11 protein-coding genes and 1 pseudogene are annotated in these 17,803 nt (G+C 58.3%); 7 read left to right on the forward strand and 5 right to left on the reverse strand.

What is annotated here, in order from left to right; translation table 11 throughout:
• Window positions 1-108, forward strand: a pseudogene (locus BCS36_RS10215) (IS5/IS1182 family transposase); the annotation flags it as partial.
• Window positions 109-451: 343 nt separating this feature from the next.
• On the opposite strand, the gene BCS36_RS10220 reads toward BCS36_RS10215, so the two are convergent.
• From BCS36_RS10220 to BCS36_RS10230, 3 genes are all read right to left on the reverse strand, one after another.
• Window positions 452-1,792, reverse strand: a complete 1,341-nt coding sequence (locus tag BCS36_RS10220) for a glycosyltransferase family 2 protein (RefSeq protein ID WP_291302791.1) — start codon at window positions 1,790-1,792, stop codon at window positions 452-454.
• On the reverse strand, window positions 1,785-3,629 hold the full coding sequence (locus tag BCS36_RS10225; protein ID WP_291302792.1) for a cobyrinate a,c-diamide synthase: 1,845 nt from the start codon (window positions 3,627-3,629) through the stop codon (window positions 1,785-1,787). Before BCS36_RS10225 ends, BCS36_RS10220 begins: the two co-directional genes overlap by 8 nt.
• A 242-nt stretch (window positions 3,630-3,871) precedes the next feature.
• The gene (locus BCS36_RS10230; protein WP_291302793.1) at window positions 3,872-5,149 is read right to left on the reverse strand and encodes an IMP cyclohydrolase; all 1,278 of its coding nucleotides are present in this window, start codon (window positions 5,147-5,149) and stop codon (window positions 3,872-3,874) included.
• A gap of 203 nt (window positions 5,150-5,352) precedes the next feature.
• Here BCS36_RS10230 and BCS36_RS10235 point away from each other — a divergent pair, with 203 nt between their 5' ends.
• From BCS36_RS10235 to BCS36_RS10245, 3 genes are all read left to right on the forward strand, one after another.
• Entirely contained in the window at window positions 5,353-5,712 is a 360-nt protein-coding gene (locus tag BCS36_RS10235) for a hypothetical protein (protein ID WP_291302794.1), read from the forward strand.
• A 289-nt stretch (window positions 5,713-6,001) separates the two neighbouring features.
• Complete coding sequence (locus BCS36_RS10240) at window positions 6,002-7,279, forward strand: adenylosuccinate synthase (protein WP_291302795.1); 1,278 nt, start codon at window positions 6,002-6,004, stop codon at window positions 7,277-7,279.
• A 20-nt stretch (window positions 7,280-7,299) separates the two neighbouring features.
• Window positions 7,300-8,205, forward strand: coding sequence for a DNA polymerase III subunit delta' (locus BCS36_RS10245; RefSeq protein ID WP_291302796.1), 906 nt, complete (start codon window positions 7,300-7,302; stop codon window positions 8,203-8,205).
• Between the two features lie 20 nt (window positions 8,206-8,225).
• Here BCS36_RS10245 and BCS36_RS10250 read toward each other — a convergent pair whose 3' ends face one another.
• Window positions 8,226-8,399, reverse strand: coding sequence for a hypothetical protein (locus tag BCS36_RS10250; RefSeq protein ID WP_291302797.1), 174 nt, complete (start codon window positions 8,397-8,399; stop codon window positions 8,226-8,228).
• Window positions 8,400-8,861: 462 nt separating this feature from the next.
• On the opposite strand from BCS36_RS10250, the gene BCS36_RS10255 reads away from it, so the two are divergent.
• Together BCS36_RS10255 and BCS36_RS10260 are read left to right on the forward strand one after the other, a co-directional pair.
• Window positions 8,862-11,816: a diguanylate cyclase gene (locus BCS36_RS10255; RefSeq protein ID WP_291302798.1), complete on the forward strand. Its 2,955-nt coding sequence runs from the start codon at window positions 8,862-8,864 to the stop codon at window positions 11,814-11,816.
• A 2,494-nt stretch (window positions 11,817-14,310) separates the two neighbouring features.
• A complete protein-coding gene (locus tag BCS36_RS10260; protein ID WP_291302799.1) occupies window positions 14,311-15,129 on the forward strand; it encodes a hypothetical protein in 819 nt (272 codons plus the stop codon).
• 207 nt (window positions 15,130-15,336) lie between these two features.
• Here BCS36_RS10260 and BCS36_RS10265 read toward each other — a convergent pair whose 3' ends face one another.
• Window positions 15,337-15,813, reverse strand: coding sequence for a hypothetical protein (locus BCS36_RS10265; RefSeq protein WP_291302800.1), 477 nt, complete (start codon window positions 15,811-15,813; stop codon window positions 15,337-15,339).
• Window positions 15,814-16,157: 344 nt separating this feature from the next.
• On the opposite strand from BCS36_RS10265, the gene asnS reads away from it, so the two are divergent.
• Window positions 16,158-17,522: an asparagine--tRNA ligase gene (gene asnS / locus BCS36_RS10270; protein WP_291302801.1), complete on the forward strand. Its 1,365-nt coding sequence runs from the start codon at window positions 16,158-16,160 to the stop codon at window positions 17,520-17,522.
• Window positions 17,523-17,803 lie beyond the last annotated feature (281 nt).

The following is a 17,803-nucleotide window of genomic DNA, read 5'->3' on the forward strand; positions in this document are numbered from 1 at the left end:
CTGAAGAGGTGGCGAGGCATTGCTACTAGGTATGCAAAAACACTCGCAGCGTTCGCTGCTGCCGTGCGAATACGGTGCATTGCTCTGTGGCTGAAACTTTTATCATAACTCGTGTAGACACTATCTAACCCAAGGGACTGGAAATACCGGCGTTGTGTCGCGCGTGGTTATACCGGCATCTCGTGAGGTAAAGAAATACCTTTTCGCCCTTCCGGTAATTCACGCTGTCACATAAGCCCCTGGTGGTCGCTGAACATTCTGAGGCAACGGATGCGGGGTTAAAAATCCCGTTTCATTGGTGTGGCTGGTGTTGCCACAGGGCATGGGGGTTGTGTCGCGGGGGATGCGGATAAACACGATGGAAGCAGCGCCGTGCAGACAAAAAAAGCCCGCCAAAGTGCACCGGGGGGCCTTTTCCGGCCCGCATGGGGCCTAGTACTGCAAAATTCTTTTATGGCCTGCCGTAGCGCATAAGCCACTGATTTAAAATCCCGGCCAGCATTCCGTCCCCGCGCGCATAGGCGGCACGCCTGGCCTGCTGCACTTTTATCTTTGCAATATCAGCTAGTTCAGCAGATTCAGCAGGCGCGTGCGCCGTCTGACCAGCAGTCTGGAGAACAGATTGCCCTGTAGAGTGTTCAGCAGAGTACTCAGCCGAAGCCGCCGCTGCCTGCGGCCCGAAGGCGTCCGCCTCAAAGGCGGCGCGCAGTGAAGCGGCGCTGTCCGCGCCTTCCACACGGGCGGCAAGAGCCAGCAGTCTTTGGCGTGAAGCCGCGTCGCCAAAAAACATGGCGCAGCGCACAGCGCATTGCAAAGCTTCACGCGCGTTTCCGCCTGCCTCAAGCATGTCCATAAGCCGATACCAGCCGCCCCGCCAAAGCGGTTCCTGCTCAAGCATCAGCCGACAAACATCCGCAGTGGCCGAAAGCGCGTCAAAAGCCTTGTTGCGCCGTTCTTCCTGCGCTTGCGGCAGCACGGGCCAGACGTCAAGATCCGGCCCCATTGCAAGTTCATAGCCGTCCAGGGCGATCAGGGTGTGCAGGTCCGGCTTCAGGTTATTCCCGTGACGGCGCATGAGCAGCTCGCCATTAAGGGCATTGTGGTCAAAACGGCCCGGAGTCTGGCTGGTATGATGCACAATGACGCTGTCGCCCTCCACGGCAAGCTTGTAGCCCCGCGCGCGCAGCTGGCAGCACAGATCCATATCTTCAAAGCCGTTCTGGTATTCTTCATAAAACCCGCCGCAATCCATAAACACGGACTTGCGCAGCAGCAGGGCCGCGCCCGTTATGGCCTGGAGAGGACGCTTTTTGCGCGGCGCGGCATGCCCGCCCGGAAAGCCCTCATAAAGATGGCCCACAGCCATAAAGGGCGTAAAATAGATGCCGCAGTGCTGCACGGTACCGTTGGGGTAGAGCAAAAGCGGCCCCACGGCCCCCACGCGCGGCTGTTCCAGCGCCTGCCGCAGGGGCGGCAGCCAACCCGGCGTCATCGTGGTGTCATTGTTCAGAAAAAAGAGCAGGTCGCCTTCACTGGCGGCGGCTCCGGCATTGCAGCCTCTGGCAAATCCCTGATTTTCGGGCAGACGCACGGGGCGGAAATCCGCCCCGAAGAGCGCCCTGCCCAGAGGCTCCAGCTCGGTGGCCGTGGCGTCGGTGGAGCCGTTGTCCACAACCACCACTTCGATATTTTCAGGGCGCGTATGCTCGGCCAGGGAGCGAAGGCAGGCGGCGGTCATTTCCCAGAGGTTCCAGGCCGGAATGATGATGGAAACCCTGGCCGCGCTACTCATGGTCGCTGCTCCCCTGCCGCACGGCGAAGTTTCTGGCCGCCGCCACGAAATTTTCGGCCCAGCCCGGAGCGGCGGGAGCAAAAATATGGGTGTATGAGGCCCAGACATTGCGGAACACGAGGCCGTCGACCTTTGGCGCGCCGCGCCCGCGCGAGCTTTGCGACCCCTGCCCCGGCGCAGGCCCCATCCCCTGCCCCTTGTGCAACTGCATGGCCCAGCGCGGCCAGGAATGGCCGTCCCTGGCTGGCGGCACCTCGCCTGCGGCTTCCGTGGCGGATTCCGTAGCAGATCCCGCAGATTCCTTAGCTAAACCGAACGGCATGGCCTCCGGCTCTTCCCATCGGCAGTGGGAATAGTGGAACTCATGCCCGCGCAGTTCCGTATCCAGCGCAAAAAACGGGTTCGCAGCGGTTATTCTGCCGTGCACATACCCAAGACCCTGCGGCTTGGGACAAAAAACGGCGGTCACCGGCAAAATGCCGCTCATGGGCCACAGTTTTCCCTCGCGCTCAATGCCGCGCGACAGCACCATAAAGCCCCCGCACTCGGCGTATATGGGCATGCCCTGCCCTGCCCACAGCGACAACTGACGCAGCAGGGGCGAAGCGCTCAAGGCCTCCACATGGTCTTCGGGAAAACCGCCGCCAAGATACAGGCCGTCCACCTGCGGCCAGTCAGCGCCGCCGTGTCCGCCGTGCCCGGCATCCCCGTCATCCCCCCTGGGCAGCAGGGAAAGATGCACAAGCTCGGCCCCGGCCCGGCGCAGGGCCTCAAAATTTTCCTCATAGTAAAACCACAGGGCGGCGTCGCGCACGTAGCCTATGCGCGGCCTGCGGCCTGCGGCCGATTGCGGCCCGGCCACGGGCGTGGCCCCTGCTGCGGCATCCGGGCGAGCGGCCTTTGCCGCTGTGGCCCCTTCATCAAGAGTCAGGACGCCAGCATGCCCAGCCGCAGCTTCCACATGTCCAGATTCCACATGTCCAGATTCCGACCCCAATGATTCCGGCCAAAAGGATTCAGCCTCCAGATCCGGCGCGCCTTGGGCTGCGGCCATGATGCGGTCCATATCCACGTGACCGCCCACAAAGGCCGCCAGCGTGTCCAGCACCTGCTGCGCCTGCGGCGAGAGGTCATCCCCACAGGACGCAATGCCCATATGCCGTTCCGGCAGAGGATTTTCAGCCAGGCGTGGCAGAGCGCCGAGCACGGGCACGTCCGTATGCTCCTCCAGAGCCTGCCGCAGAATCTTTTCGTGCCGCGCCGACCCCACCTGATTGAGGATAACGCCCGCAAAGTTGACGCCCTCTTCAAAGGTCAGCATGCCGCGCACAAGAGCCGCCGCCGTGCGCGTCATCTTGGTGCAGTCAACGCTGATAATCACAGGGCACGACAGTATGCGGGACAGCTCTGCCGTGGAGCAGGAACCGCGCGCGTCCATGCCGTCAAAAAAACCCCGGTTGCCTTCCAGCAGGCCGAGCAGCCGCCCCTGCCGCGCCATTGAAGGGCTGTCGGCCAGGCTGTCGGCATGGCTGCCGCTGGCCTGCCGCGCGGCAGCAACCCGCATGGTATGGGCAAAAAGCGCGCACAGGCGCGAGGGTTCAAGAAAATACGGGTCAAGATTGGTGGCGGGCACTCCGGCAGCCAGACGCAGCCAGGCGGCATCAATGTAGTCCGGCCCTTTTTTGAAGGGCTGCACCGCAACGCCCCTCGCAACAAAGGCGCGGCACAAACCCAGTGAAAGCAGGGTCTTGCCGCCGCCGCCCGAAAGGGCCGTCACACACAGGCGGGGCATGGCCCCGTGCTGACTGAAAGTGGGGGATGTGGGCTGGTGGCTCATGGCGCTCCGCGTAATGGCCGGGACAGAATGGCGACTTCAACCGGGGGATGCGCCCTAACGCGGGCGCATCCCCAGGGATACCTAAGGAAGCATTGATTGAAGAGCCTCCTGGAAACGCGCAGTTATTTCGTTTGGCAAGGCGCGATCTTTTTTTGAAGCAGGAGTGGACTCTTCCGTCCTCGACTGTTTCAAAAAAAGTGAAGCAACACTGCCAAACGGAATAAATCAGCGTTTCCCCAAGCCTAATGCTTGAAGGAGCGCTGCCCCGTGAACACCATGGCCACCTGCGGCACGGCCTCATTGCAGGCCATGATCACTTCCGCGTCGCGCATGGAGCCGCCGGGCTGCGCAATGGCCGTTACGCCCTGCGCCAAAGCCACGTCCACGCCGTCACGGAAGGGGAAGAACCCGTCAGACACCAGGGCCGAACCAATGAGTCCGCCACGGGCCTCTTCGGTGCGCCTTTCAATGTCGGCCAGCTTTTCCGCCATGTCCGCATCCTGAACAGCCTTGAGCTTGAGTTCGTACAGGGTCATGCCCAGTTCGCGGAAGGCCAGCGTATCCGCATACTTGGTGTGCGCCTTGTGGATGGCAAGCTCCACGCAGCCCACGCGGTCCTGTTCGCCGGTGCCGATGGCAAGGGTCGCCCCGTCGCGTACAAAAATCACCGAGTTGGACGTCACCCCGGCCTCCACGGCCCAGGCAAAGCGCAGGTCGTCCAGTTCCGCCGGGCTGGGCGCGCGCGCCGCCACCGAAAGGCCGTCTTTTGTCGTTGCCGTGGCAGGCAGAAAATCCTTGCCGGAAAGAATGCGGTTCACAAAGGACTTCTGCACCACAATGCCGCCGTCGGCCAGACACTTGATGTCAAGAAAGGCGGAGGAGGTCAGTTCTTCAAGGCGGCCAAGACCGGGCAGTTCCATAATGCGCAGATTTTTGCGGCCTTTGAGGATTTCCACCACGCCCTCTTCAAAGGCCGGAGCCGCCACCACTTCAAAATAATTGGCCGCAACGATCTCAGCCGCTTCACGGGTGAAGGGGCGGTTGACGACCACCGCTCCGCCAAAGGCGGCGATGCGGTCGCACCAGAAGGCCTTCTCAAGGGCGACGGCCACGCCGTCCTTGCTCCAGGCCGCGCCGCAGGGATTGTTGTGTTTCAATATGATGGCGGCCGGACGGTCGGCGAGGTATTGAAGAATATTCGCGCCATTGTCCACATCCGTCAGATTGGTTTTGCCGGGATGCTTGCCCGCCTGAATCATCTGCGCTTCGGTCATGGCCGAAACAATGCCGTGACCGGGGCCGCGCCACTCAAGGCCGCCACAGGTGATGGAGCCTTCCTTCAGAGCGTAGAGGGCTGCGGGCTGATCGGGGTTTTCCCCGTAGCGCAGGCCTTTTTCTTCGCCGTCCAGCGTCCAGACACGTTTTTGAAATACGAGCTTTTCGTCGCCAAGAATAATGGTCATGGTTTCAGGAAAAGCGTCCTTGCGCACAGTGCTATACATGGCCTTGAGATCCGACATGCTTCCTCCAGATGTTCGCTGGTCAGGTGAGGGCTTTGCATAGCACAGAACGGGCCGCGCCACCAGACCCTGAAAGCCGCGCCCGGCGTCAAAGCTGCGCGCGTTGACGAAAATCAAGCCAGGCCCTACATTGCCTTGTCGCCCAAAGGGCTCACAACGCGGGCCGCCGCTTGGCGCTGCCGACCCGCATCAGCGGAGGACATATGGAAAAACTGCTCGCCCGGCTGGCACAGCAACTGGACACCATTGACGAAGCGTCGCTCATGTCGCTGTGGAGCAAATACGCCACCACAACCAGCCGCTTTGAACCCACCAAACGGTGGGAAGAAGCCACCCTCATTTTTTCGCTCATTCAGGCCAAACGCTGGAAAAACCAGCTTTTCAACTTCCACTGGTCGCGTCAGAGCCAGGGGCGTGAAGGCCTTGACCCGCAGATGCCCAACCTTGCCCCGGACTTCTCCCTTGAAGCGCCGCAGGAACCCGCGCCGGAACACCGTTGCAGGGTTTTGGAGTTTCGCCCCCTCAAACAGGACGACGAAAACGGCGAAAACGACGAAAGCTGAACCGGGCTTTCGCAGGTCAGGCGCAAGACGCCCCGTCGGGCAGTCCTGGCGCAGGTCCCGGCACAAAGCAGGGGCATGGCGCGGCGCTGCTTCTTGCTGGATGCTGACCCAGTTTCAAGCCATTATGAATGTTTGACTTGTATTTGCATCCGAGATAGGTACCATGAAAGGCTTTGCGTCCCGTTTTTGGCACTTTGACAAAGCGGTCATTCGTTGCGCCCACAAGCGCGCGACACTTTCCTCATGACAGCACGCCGCCCCGGCCGCGGCGTTTCAGGCAGGTAATACCATGGCTAATACGGTAATCATCGGCGCACAGTGGGGCGACGAAGGCAAGGGCAAAATCGTTGACATGCTGAGCGCCCAGAGCCGGGCCATTGTCCGTTTTCAGGGCGGCAACAACGCCGGTCACACCATCAAGGTTCAGGGCAAGGAAACCATTCTGCACCTGATCCCTTCAGGCATCCTGCACGAAGGCAAAATCTGTCTCATCGGCAACGGCGTGGTGCTTGATCCCTTTGTTTTTCTTGAAGAGGTGGATCATCTCGCCGCCAAGGGCATCGATGTTTCCCCGGCCAGGCTTGGCATCAGCAAGAAAGCCCACCTCATCATGGCCTACCACAAAAGCCTGGACAAAGCCCGCGAAGCCAAGCGCGCCGCCCACAAGATCGGCACCACCGGCCGTGGCATCGGCCCCTGCTATGAAGACAAGGCCGCCCGTGTAGGCCTGCGCGCCGGCGACCTCACCAATCCGGCCCTGGTGCGCGCCAAGGTGGCTCATGCCCTGCAGGAAAAAAACACCCTGCTGCGCGACCTGTACAAATTTGATCCGCTGGACGAAGCCGCTGTCTGCGAAGAACTTCTGGCTCTGGCCCCACGCATCGCGCCCTACCTCACGGAAGTGGAAGACCGCCTGCAGGAAATGCGGGCCGAGGGCGGCGACATTCTTTTTGAAGGCGCTCAGGGCATCCACCTGGATATCGACCACGGCACCTATCCCTTTGTGACCTCATCCAATACCGTGGCGGGCAATGCTTCCGCCGGTTGCGGCGTCGGCCCCTCGGCTCTTGACCGCGTGGTGGGCATCGTCAAGGCCTACACCACCCGCGTGGGCTCCGGCCCCTTCCCCACCGAGCAGCTTGACGACACGGGCAGCTACCTGCGCACCCAGGGCCACGAATTCGGGGCCACCACCGGTCGCCCCCGCCGCTGCGGCTGGCTGGACGTGGTTGTTCTGCGTGAAAGCGTGCGCCTGTGCGGCATGACGGACATTGCCCTGACCAAGCTTGATGTGCTGCAAAACCTGCCCGGCCTGCGCATCTGCGTGGCGTATGAACTTGATGGCCGCAAGCTCGACTATATGCCGCAGGAAGAAGGCGCGCTGGAAAGGGTCACCCCCGTGTATGAAGACCTGCCCGGCTTTGAAGAAGACATCACCGGCTGCACCCGTTATGACGACCTGCCCGAAACCGTGCGTTCCTATATCGCCCGCATTGAAGAGCTTACCGGCGTAAGGGTGAGCATTGTCTCAGTGGGCGCCGAGCGCAAGCAGACCATCGTGCGCTGAGGCGCGGTCGCCGTGCGCTCATGAACGGGCCTCTGCTTCAGGCCATTGCCGCTCCGGCCTTTGACAGGCTCAAGGACGTGCTGAACCGCCTTGGGGCCGCACCGCCGCAGGTTTTACTGCTTGAAGGCGGCAGCGAAGCCCAGCGGCGCGACATGGCCCTCTACTGGGCGGCACGCATTAATTGCCCCCAGGCCTCGGCCACGGGGGCTCCCTGCCTTGCCTGCCCCTGCTGCCTGCAGACTGCGACGGGCGAGCATCTTGACCTTGCCGCCTATGACGGGCGCATCAGCAACCGTGAAGACGAAGAAAATCCCGGCCCCGTACGCGCTTTCAACATGGAGCGCGTGCGGGAGCTCAAAAGCCGCCTGCGCGATGCTCCCCACGGCTCCGGGCGCAGGGTTGTCGTGCTTGCGGGCCTGAGCCTTACCCGCGATGAAGCCGCCAATGCCCTGCTCAAGGCGCTTGAAGAGCCCTCCGCAACCACTGTTTTTGCCCTGCTTGCCCCTCAACGCGAGCAACTGTTGCCCACCCTGGTTTCCCGCTCATTCTGCCTTACCCTGCCCTGGCCCGACAGCCGCGCCACGGATGAAGACATGCGCCCCTGGGAAGAAAAGCTGGCGCATTTTTTTGTCAGCGGGCAGGGGCTTCTTGACGCTCTGGCGGCCAAGGGGGCCATGGACGCCGCCACGGCCGGGCGTCTCATGCTCTGTTGCCAGAAATCCATAAACCGGATAATGTCAAAATCGTTACGTGACAAGGTATCTTCACCACTTGACTCTGCATTGTCTTCCTTGGGACCGCAGGGCCTGGCGCTTGTCTGCCAATGGCTGACTGAAGCCCAGGACGCCCTGCAGTACGGGCTTACGCCCGCACGGGCGATCGAGGCCCTGGCCATGCGTATACATACATTGCGACTTAGGGCTTAGGGCATTTCTTCTTGCAGGTCTCAGGCGGCCATGCGGATGACGCCTGCCATAAGGGCGTAAATATCATTGCCTCCGTTGGCCACAGGCACGCCTGAACCACTGGTGGGATGGTGCATTTCACCCTTGAAAAGGGGCAATGCTCTACCGGCGCTCAGAGTGCAGCGCGCCGCAACGCGGCGTGAATTCTGCCGCAAATCGCATTTTTCGGCAGAATGACATCGTGCAGAATGACATCGTATAGATGAACAGCATTTCAACGATAATCTGGTTTAGTTCACGCGACAGGACCTCGCCGCTGGCTGTTTGCAGAAACAGGCGTCGTAGCGGAAATGGCAGAACCTTGAAGAATATGCATTCTCAAGGGCGCTCTGCTCGGGGACAGGCCGGGGGGCCTCACGCGACGGCGCGGCAAACGCGGCACTACATTAGAGCATTTAACACGTAAAATGCTCGTGTACGGCAGGCAAAAGCCTGCCTACTCGCATTTCGTGGCAAGGATTTTCAGGAAAATCCTTGCAGAGCAGTTACCTCATTTTATTCATAAACTGCTCTGGCGGCTGGCGCATGACAACACGTCTTTCCAGAATAGATGTACACTGCACCGGCGCATAGGCGACCGGCCGGGTACGCCATGCTTCAATGGGGGACAAGGGCACATGCACAGGAACATCCGCGTCCTGGCGCTTCTCGCCTGGGTGCTTTTCTGCCTGCTGCAGGCAGCTGCGCCTCTGCTGTCCCATGCCGCCTCGCGCACCGTCTGGGTAGGCATCTTTCCGCTTGCAGGCTTTCACCGCATGGAGAACGGCCAGGCCGTTGGCTACAATGTGGACTATCTTGAGCAGGTAAGCAGGTATGCTGACTGGCGGGTAGAATACGTTGACTTTGACAACTGGCATGACGCCGCTGAAGCTCTTGATAAAGAGTACATTGATCTTGTGGGCGGCACCCCTTTCACGCCCGAGCGCGGCAAGCGCTTCCTTTACTCCCCGTACGCCAACGGAACCACCTACACCGCGCTCATCGCTCCCAAAGGCACTCCCTTTGCCTATGAGGACTTCAAGAATTTCGAAAAGCTGCGTGTAGGCATTGCCGCTGGAACTCCCTGGCACAAAAGCTTTGCCAACTACGCCAGGCAGCACGGCTTCACGCCGCCGCCGCTGCATCCTTTCAAGGATATCAGCACGATCCGGCAAGCCATGGTCGAGGGCAAGCTGGACGCCATGCTCACTACGGTGACCGCCCTTCGGGACGACGAAACCATCCTTGCCAAATTTAATCCCCTGCCTTTTTTCTTTATTGGCAACCCCTCCAATCGCACCCTGATGGAAGAGCTGGAACAGGCCATGGCCCAGTTGAAGCTGGACCAGCCCGACCTGGAAAGCAGGCTGGCCCGCACTCACATGTGGCGCAGCTACCAAACCCCGCTGACCAGGGTGGAACGCGACTTTGTGGCCGAAAGCCCCTCCCTGCGGGTAGGGTACGCCCCAAACCGCAAGCCCATGTCCTGGTATGACCCTGAAACTCGCGAAACCAGGGGCATCCTGCCGGATATCCTACGCCTCATTGGCCGCAACAGCGGCCTGCGCTTCACGTTTGTGCCTTTGAATCTGGCTGAAGCAAGTCTTGAAGAGTACTTTGTGCGCGACAAGATCGACCTGTGCGTCGGCGTCATGTTCGATCCCTGTGTCAAGGGCAACCCCGTCTACAAGCTGTCTTCACCCCTGTTGCGCTGCGGGCTCAACCTGTACGGCAAAAATTTTTTTGAGATCCCGCCCGCCGCTCACCTGGCCGTCGCCCTGCCGCAAAACTGGCTCGGCGGCCGTACGTACATGGAAACATATTATCCCGAAACGCAACTGCAATTCTTTAGCAACACTGAAGAATGCCTGAATGCGGTCGCCGAAAACAAGGCAGATCTGCTGCTGCAAAACACGCTTGAAGTGGACTACCTTCTGACCAGACCCCGTTTCAAGGACATTTCGCCCCTGCAAGGACACAGCGGCATTGAAGAAGCCCGGGTGGGCATTAACGCGACCGTGCCGCCTATTCTGCTGAGCCTTATCAACAAGCAGATCATGGAGGTGGACGAAAAAAGCAAAAGCCAGATCATTTCCGAAAACATTTCTGCCGTGGCAGGGCCTCTGAGCCTTAAGGACATAGTCTACGAGCACAGGACGCTGCTGGTGATTCTGGGCGAACTGCTGCTCTTTCCCATGGTCTTTTTTGCCTATGTTCTGTATCTGCGCCGCAAAAACAGGACTATCGCCAGAAAGAGCGAACGCCGCCTGACCAACATCACCAACAACATCAACGGCGGCGTTATCAGTCTTACGGCCAACGCGCGGCTGGACATCCGCAATGCCAACAGCGGCTTCTGGCATTTGCTGGACTATGGCGACACCCCTCCGGAAAAGCCGAGTCTGGCCGATTTTATGCTCCCGGCCGAAGCCCAGCATCTGTATCAGCGGCTTGTCGAGCAGCGAGAGGAAAACACAGCAATAAGCATGGAGCTGAGCCTGCGCCGCAAAACGGGGCAATGGCTGCCCGCGTTGTTACGCTGCACATGGTCCTGTGACGAAAGACATGATGCCTCCCAGCCATGCCTCGATTGCGTTGTCGTCGACATTACCGATCAGAAGCACATGCACGAACAGCTTGAGCAGGAAAAAGAACGGTACCGCATCATTCTTGAGCAGTCGCAGGACATCATTTTTGACGTGGACACGGAAAAGGGTCAGTACACCTGTTCACCCAATTTTTACACCAAATTTGGCCGCAACGGCACGCCGCTGTTCACTCCTGACGGCCGCCCGCGCAATGATCAGATCGTGCATACCGATGACCTGCCTGCGCTCGCGGAAATGCGGCGGCGCGTTCGTTCCGGCGAGCGCACTGTTTTTGGCGTTATGCGCATTCCCACCGCGCAGGGACGCTACATCTGGTGTAGGGTGCAGACCACACGCATCAGCAAACTCGACGCCCCGCTGCGCATCGTTGGCAAGATTGTGGATATTGACGAGGAGGTGCGCCGCAGGGCTGAGCTGGAGCGTCTTTCGCAGCGCGACAGCCTCACAGACCTCTACAACAAAACCGCCTTCCGTGAGCGGGTGGTTCAGAATCTGCCGCTCACCGTCCAGAACGGCAAAACGCACGCCCTGCTTTTTCTTGATCTGGACAACTTCAAGGCGCTCAACGACCGTCTGGGACACATTGTGGGCGACACCGCCCTAGCCGAAGCAGCCGATGCCCTCAAGCACATCTTCCGCAATGCCGATGCCGTGGGCCGCTTTGGCGGCGACGAATTTTGCGTCTTTGCCATGGGCATTACCCGCAACGCCGTGACCACACGGGCAAAAGCGGTGTTGCAAGCGCTTTCAATGCATTTTGAGCAGGACGGCAAGGCCGTGGACATTACCGCCAGTATTGGCATCTATATGTTTGACGGCAGCGAAACCTCCTACGAAGAAGCCCTGCACAAAGCGGATAACGCCCAGTATCGGGCCAAACAGCTTGGCAAGAACCGCTATGTTTTTCATGATGATCCGCTGACGGAAGAAGAACTGGTGGCAGAGCAGCAACTAAGGGACGAGCAGAACGGCTCTGCCCTTTAGGGCGCTTTTATTTTTGCTTTTTTCGGGGCCGCTTGCTCGTAAACGGGCAGGCGGCTTTTTCTTTTTTTTGGGGATGGCGCTTGCGAGGTGAGGGGCTTGTACGGCGGACGCTCTGAAGAAAATAAAGCAGGGTCTGTTCTTTGAGAGAGGTTTGCGGTGAGGCGGAACGTGTGAGGTTGGTGCTCCGGGGAAAATAAAGAGCAGGCTTGTCCTTTGAGAAGTGGTTGCTGTGCCCTGCGGGCACGGGAGCTTTTTTTAACTTGGTTTTGGCCGCCTGCGCGGCGGGCGGCGCGAGGTCGGGAGTTTTAGTCGCTGGCGCTCAGCGAAGAATAGAAGCAAGGCTTTTCCTTTGAGAGGTGGTTGCTACACCCTGCGGGCACGGCGACTTTTCTTTTGGTGCTGCTTGTGCCGCCTGCGCGGCGGGCGGCAGATGGGGGCCTGTTAGGGGCTGCCGCCCCTCCGAGGCCCCCTCTGCACTCCCCCCGGACTACCCCGCTGGGGCTTTCCCATTTTCGCCATTCCACGAGGGCTGCGCGTCTTTTGCTGCGGGAGCTTCCTCGCTGCGCTCGGTGATCTCCCTGCGCGCCGCGCAATGCCAGAGTGCGCCTTTGCCCTGAATGAAAGATTGGGAGGCGTCGCATCGGCTGCATGAAATCTCAGGGATGGAGCCTGATTGTTGGTGAAGGCATATTGATTCGACGGAGGTGATGCTTGGCCCTGGTTTCTCTGGATGGATGTGGAAGACCCTGTGGCAAAGAAATTCGTTCTGTTTTTGTTGTTTTCCCCGCCGCATAAGAAATACGCTGTATCATCAAAGAATTTCCCGCTCATGTTGCAACCAAAGATCTTGGTAAGCTAGCCGTGGATCAACCTAAAACTGCTGTCACGCAAACAACACGCTCAGGACTGTGGCGTTTATAAGGCAGTGCGCGGGTGTGGCCGAAGGCGGCGTCATAAAGAACCGAAACTGCCCCATAGGCATAATACGCCTCCCGGCCTTTCATTCAGTGCGAAATCATACGCTCGCAACGTGTCTTCCCTTAACAACCAGCCGCCATCACTGGGGCTTTCCACAGCCAATGCGAAGCCCTCAATCGCTCATTCAGCGCGAAAGCCCACGCTGGCATTGCGCGGCGCGCAGGGAGATCACCGAGCGAAGCGAGGAAGCTCCCGGAGCAAAAACCGCGCAGCCCTCGTGAAATTGCGGAAACGGAAAAGCCTCAGCAGGGGGGCTTCGGGGGGGGATGCAAGGGGGGCCGAGAAGGGGGCGCAGCCCCATAACCGGCCCCGCCTTGCCGCCCGCTGCGCAAGCGGCCAAAATTAAAGAAAGTGAAAGCTCCCGTGCCGCAGGGCGCACAAACCGCCTTTCAACGGACAAGCCCTGCTTCGTTTGCCTGAAGGACCAACTGCACAAGCAAGTCCACCATATGCCGCACGCCGCGCAGGCGGTCAAAACAACAGGAAAAGAAAAGCCTTCTAGCCCGCAGGGCGCAACAATCACCACTCAAAAGACAAGCCCCACTTGGCTGTCCCTGAGCCCCTACCGCGAAAGCTCCTCGCCACATCGATATCTTTTCCAATAATAACATCTTATTATCAGAAATTTCATACAGTCAACAAGACGCCCTTTCCAATCGCTCATTCAGCGCGAGAGCCCACGCTGGCATTGCGCGGCGCGTAGGGAGATCGCCGAGCGAAGCGAGGAAGCTCCCGCAGCAAAAACCGCGCAGCCCTCGTGAAATAGCGGAAACGGGAAAGCCTCAGCAGGGGGGCTTCGGGGGGGATGCAAGGGGGGCCGAGAAGGGGGCGCAGCCCCATAACCGGCCCCGCCTTGCCGCCCGCTGCGCAAGCGGCCAAAATTAAAGAAAGTGAAAGCTCCCGTGCCCGCAGGGCGCACAAACCGCCTTTCAACGGACAAGCCCTGCTTCGTTTGCCTGAAGGACCAACTGCACAAGCAAGTCCACCATATGCCGCCCGCAGCCCCCCCACTCAAAGACCAAGCCGGACCTTATGCGCCTTGAAGCATCTACTACTGCTCCCTCGCCGAGTAGGCGCGCTCACTGCAATACATACTCTGAATAATTTGATACTTACTTTACTATAGTTCTTATTTACAATCATAACTTCATAAACATCCATTCATATTACTCCTTTATTTTCTCTACTCCATTTTTTACACAAAAATAAAAGCATCTAGCCGACGCAATTTTGATCATTTTTTGTCATATACAACATTACTTTTAAGTAAATATAAAAACACAACTCCCTGTATATTATTAATATGATTTTATACTCTTTATAACATCATTGAATCGTTGAAGTACGAAAGCAAAACATCCCAATATAAAACATTAAACTATATATTTCCACTACAATATAATTATAACTTCTTAAATTAACTATAATTATAATATAAATATTCCCTTGCCCCGACATAACGATTTTGATATTTTCTTCTAAGATACGCAATAATATTAGTACCGCAGGAGGTGGCATGAATTCTTTCTTTCCACGATCTATGGTCTTTCTCTTTGCGTTTTCGGTTGGAGCGCTCATCATTACATGGGCCGGTGCGGCTGCGGCTTTGCCCGCAAAGGACACACCTGAGGGGGTGGTCCCTCCAGGGTATGAGGGCGTGATGGAAGGAGCAGTAGACATCCAGCCGCATTTCCCGGGCATCACAGTGGGCATATTGTCCAAGGAAAAAAGTGGAAGGCCGCATGTCTTCTATTTTTATCCCAAAACCGGAAACTCCGCTGTAGACAGAATTGTCTATGACAGGGTCACGCGTGACGCCAGGGAGTTTTTTGACGAAGTGGCCAAAGAAAAACGGTACGAGGCAAGCGCCAAGCTACTCAAAAATTGGCGCCGTTACAGCAATTATGAAATTTCACGCCCGTCCGACAATATAATTAATATTGTCTTTGGTTTTGGAGGTTATCAGGGAGGCAATGGTCCTTGGTATTATAAAGAATCCCTTTATTTCCATCTCCCTGACGGCAAACAACTTTGTTTCAACGACCTTTTTGATAATCCACAGATGGCGCTGCAACTTATGTCCGCCTGGAGCAGAAAGCATATTGAGGATCTGCTTATAAAAGAGGGTACGCCACCGGGCGAGGTGCAAAAAGAGCGCTTTGCTGAAGGAACTGCGCCTAAAAAAGAAAACTTCAGCAAACTCAAGTTGAGGCCTGATGGCATAGATATTTATTTTGACTACTATCAAGTAAAGGTAGGTGTAGACCCGGATACCTACATGCCATTGCGCGAGTTGAAGAAGGCTGGCCCCAGGGCACAGATCTGGGGACAATAACACGAAAGCATGCAGGTGATGGCCGCAATAACCGGAGGCGCTTGTGACATGTAACCACCTTCTGACACAGGCCCCGCGAATGATAGAGGTTTCTGGAAAAAGCCGTCATGAAAAAGGCTCCCCGCGCAGCGGGGAGCCTTTTTCATCCCTTACGGGACACAAACCATCACTCGAAACAAAAAACTTTTCTATACCTGCGCGCAGCGCTTATTTCCACAAACTGCTGTACTTGGCGGCAATGCCGTCAGTACGCTCTACAAGCTTGTCCACCAGGCCATCCACATCTTCATAGTTGATGGTCCCAAGATCGCGGGCCAGCAGATATCCAAGATACCCCTTACCCTGCTTGAAAACCCAGCACACGGAATATACCGACCCCACGCCGGGGCGGCTGGAAAATTCCGGTTTGGTTTCAAGCATGACGTAGAGCTTGGGCACGTCTTTTTCTTCATCATCATTCAGGGTGAACAGGCTGCTTTTATTGAAGCGTTCCTTCAGATTTGTGCCCAGGCGCGCGCCAATGCTGTCCGTGCCTTCAAGGGTCACGCTTACAACCGTCACGCGGTCAGCGCCTTTTTCGGGTTTGTCCTGAACGGGCTTGCCCGCCTGAGGCGTAGCGGCCATCGCTGCACCAGCCATCGTCAATGCGCAGAACAGGGCCAGAATGCCAAAAAGTTTCTTCATGCCTTTCACCTCAACATGCGGAGTGTGTGACAGATCCCCCTGCCAACCCGTGCGGGCGCGGCGTCAGGATATATCCTTTTTTAGTCTATATAAAGTTTAGAAAAAAGAAAAGCGTCGGCACCCGCCCAGAGAGCCCTAACCTTCAATATCTGCGTTTTAAAGGTTACGGCGCAGCGCCGTAGCGCGTGACAGCGCGGTTGCAAGTCAGCGTGACGCCGCAGCTCTTTCGCTCTCCCGCTGCGGCGCATCTGTATGCGCTGACCCTGCCCGCGCATACGCTCTTGAGCCCGCCCCCCGGAAGCGCTACACTCGCGCAAATTCTTTTTCCACCGAGGAGCCCCGCCATGCAGCGAACCCTGATTATTGACGCTCTCAATTCCGAAGCGGCACAGCCCACCATTGCCCTCTGCGGCTGGATACGCACACGCCGTGACGCCAAGGACTTCAGTTTTGTTGAAATCAACGACGGCTCCTGCCTCACCAACATGCAGTGCATAGTGGACACGGGCACGCCAGCCCACGCGGGCCTGGGCGATGCGGCCACCGGCGCAGCCGTGCGCGTCACGGGCGAACTTGTGCCCTCGCCCGGCAAAGGGCAAAAGTGGGAAGTGCGCGCACAGCACGTTGAGGTATACGGCCTTGCGGACCCGGAGAGCTTTCCTCTGCAGAAAAAGCGGCACTCCGACGAATTTTTGCGCACCATCGCCCACCTGCGCCCGCGCACCAACAAATACGGAGCCATGTTCCGCATCCGTTCCGAGGCCGGCTTTGCCGTGCACGACTTCTTTCGCGGCCGCCGCTTCTCTCTTGTGCATACCCCGGTGCTTACCGGCGCGGACTGCGAGGGCGCGGGCGAAATGTTCCGCGTGACCACGCTTGAGCCCGGCGCAAAAGACCTTGGCGAGGATTTCTTCAGCCGCCAGTGCAACCTCACGGTTTCCGGCCAGCTTGAGGCCGAAGCCCTGGCCACGGGCCTTGGCCGCGTGTACAGCTTCGGCCCCACCTTCCGGGCCGAGAACTCCAACACGCCGCGTCACGCCGCCGAATTCTGGATGATCGAGCCTGAAATGGCCTTTGCCGACCTTGAAGACCTCATGGAACTGGGCGAGGGCCTGACGCGTCATGTGGTGGACCATGTACTGACGCATTGCGAAAACGACGTGAATCTTTTTGACAGCTTTGTGGACAAAGGCCTGCGCGAACGCCTGCAGCACATGCTCGCCGCGCCCTTTGCCCGCGTGTCCTACACAGAAGCTGTTGAAATTCTGCAAAAATGCGGCAAGAGCTTCACCTTCCCCGTGTCCTTCGGCACAGACCTGCAAACCGAACACGAACGCTATCTGGCCGAAGAGCACTTTAAAAAGCCCGTGATCGTTTACGATTATCCCAAGGATATCAAAGCGTTTTACATGCGCCAGAATGAAGACGGCAAAACCGTGGCCGCTATGGACATGCTGGTGCCCCGCATTGGCGAGCTCATCGGCGGTTCACAGCGTGAAGAACGTCTCCACAGGCTTGAGGCGCGCATCCGCGAAATGGGCCAGAACCCCGAAGACTACTGGTGGTATCTTGACCTGCGCCGCTTCGGCACCGTGCCCCATGCGGGCTTTGGCCTGGGCTTCGAGCGCCTGCTCATGATGCTCACGGGCATCACCAATATTCGCGACGTCATTCCCTTCCCGCGCACGCCGGGCAATCTGGAGTTCTAGACCCTGGCCCAAAGACCACCACGCCCCAGGGCAAGTCACGGCACGGAACACTCCACGCTACTGAACGGGGCCGTGCACAGCGCCCCGGCAACGCGGCCCTGACAGGGACAATAAGCCGAAACTTACAGCCGCCAGAGCAGTTTCACCCTGAAACAACTCTGGCGGCTGTGCATCTTGACGCGCGCGATAAGGGCGTTTGCCCCAAAAACTCTCTGCTACTTTAAAATAAAAGTTTTAGGGGGTGGGGGCGTGGGGGAGGGACCCTTTTGCAAAAGGTCCCT

This window comes from Desulfovibrio sp. MES5 (genome assembly GCF_002237645.1).
Classification (GTDB): Bacteria; Desulfobacterota; Desulfovibrionia; order Desulfovibrionales; family Desulfovibrionaceae; genus Desulfovibrio.

Excerpts from the sequence above, each read along its gene's own strand:
- BCS36_RS10220 (WP_291302791.1), bottom strand. The coding sequence starts at position 1,792 with ATGAGTAGCGCGGCCAGGGTTTCCATCATCATTCCGGCCTGGAACCTC.
- BCS36_RS10255 (WP_291302798.1), top strand. The coding sequence starts at position 8,862 with ATGCACAGGAACATCCGCGTCCTGGCGCTTCTCGCCTGGGTGCTTTTC.
- BCS36_RS10265 (WP_291302800.1), bottom strand. The coding sequence starts at position 15,813 with ATGAAGAAACTTTTTGGCATTCTGGCCCTGTTCTGCGCATTGACGATG.
- asnS (WP_291302801.1), top strand. The coding sequence starts at position 16,158 with ATGCAGCGAACCCTGATTATTGACGCTCTCAATTCCGAAGCGGCACAG.
- BCS36_RS10230 (WP_291302793.1), bottom strand. The coding sequence starts at position 5,149 with ATGTCGGATCTCAAGGCCATGTATAGCACTGTGCGCAAGGACGCTTTT.
- BCS36_RS10225 (WP_291302792.1), bottom strand. The coding sequence starts at position 3,629 with ATGAGCCACCAGCCCACATCCCCCACTTTCAGTCAGCACGGGGCCATG.
- BCS36_RS10245 (WP_291302796.1), top strand. The coding sequence starts at position 7,300 with ATGAACGGGCCTCTGCTTCAGGCCATTGCCGCTCCGGCCTTTGACAGG.
- BCS36_RS10240 (WP_291302795.1), top strand. The coding sequence starts at position 6,002 with ATGGCTAATACGGTAATCATCGGCGCACAGTGGGGCGACGAAGGCAAG.
- BCS36_RS10235 (WP_291302794.1), top strand. The coding sequence starts at position 5,353 with ATGGAAAAACTGCTCGCCCGGCTGGCACAGCAACTGGACACCATTGAC.
- BCS36_RS10260 (WP_291302799.1), top strand. The coding sequence starts at position 14,311 with ATGAATTCTTTCTTTCCACGATCTATGGTCTTTCTCTTTGCGTTTTCG.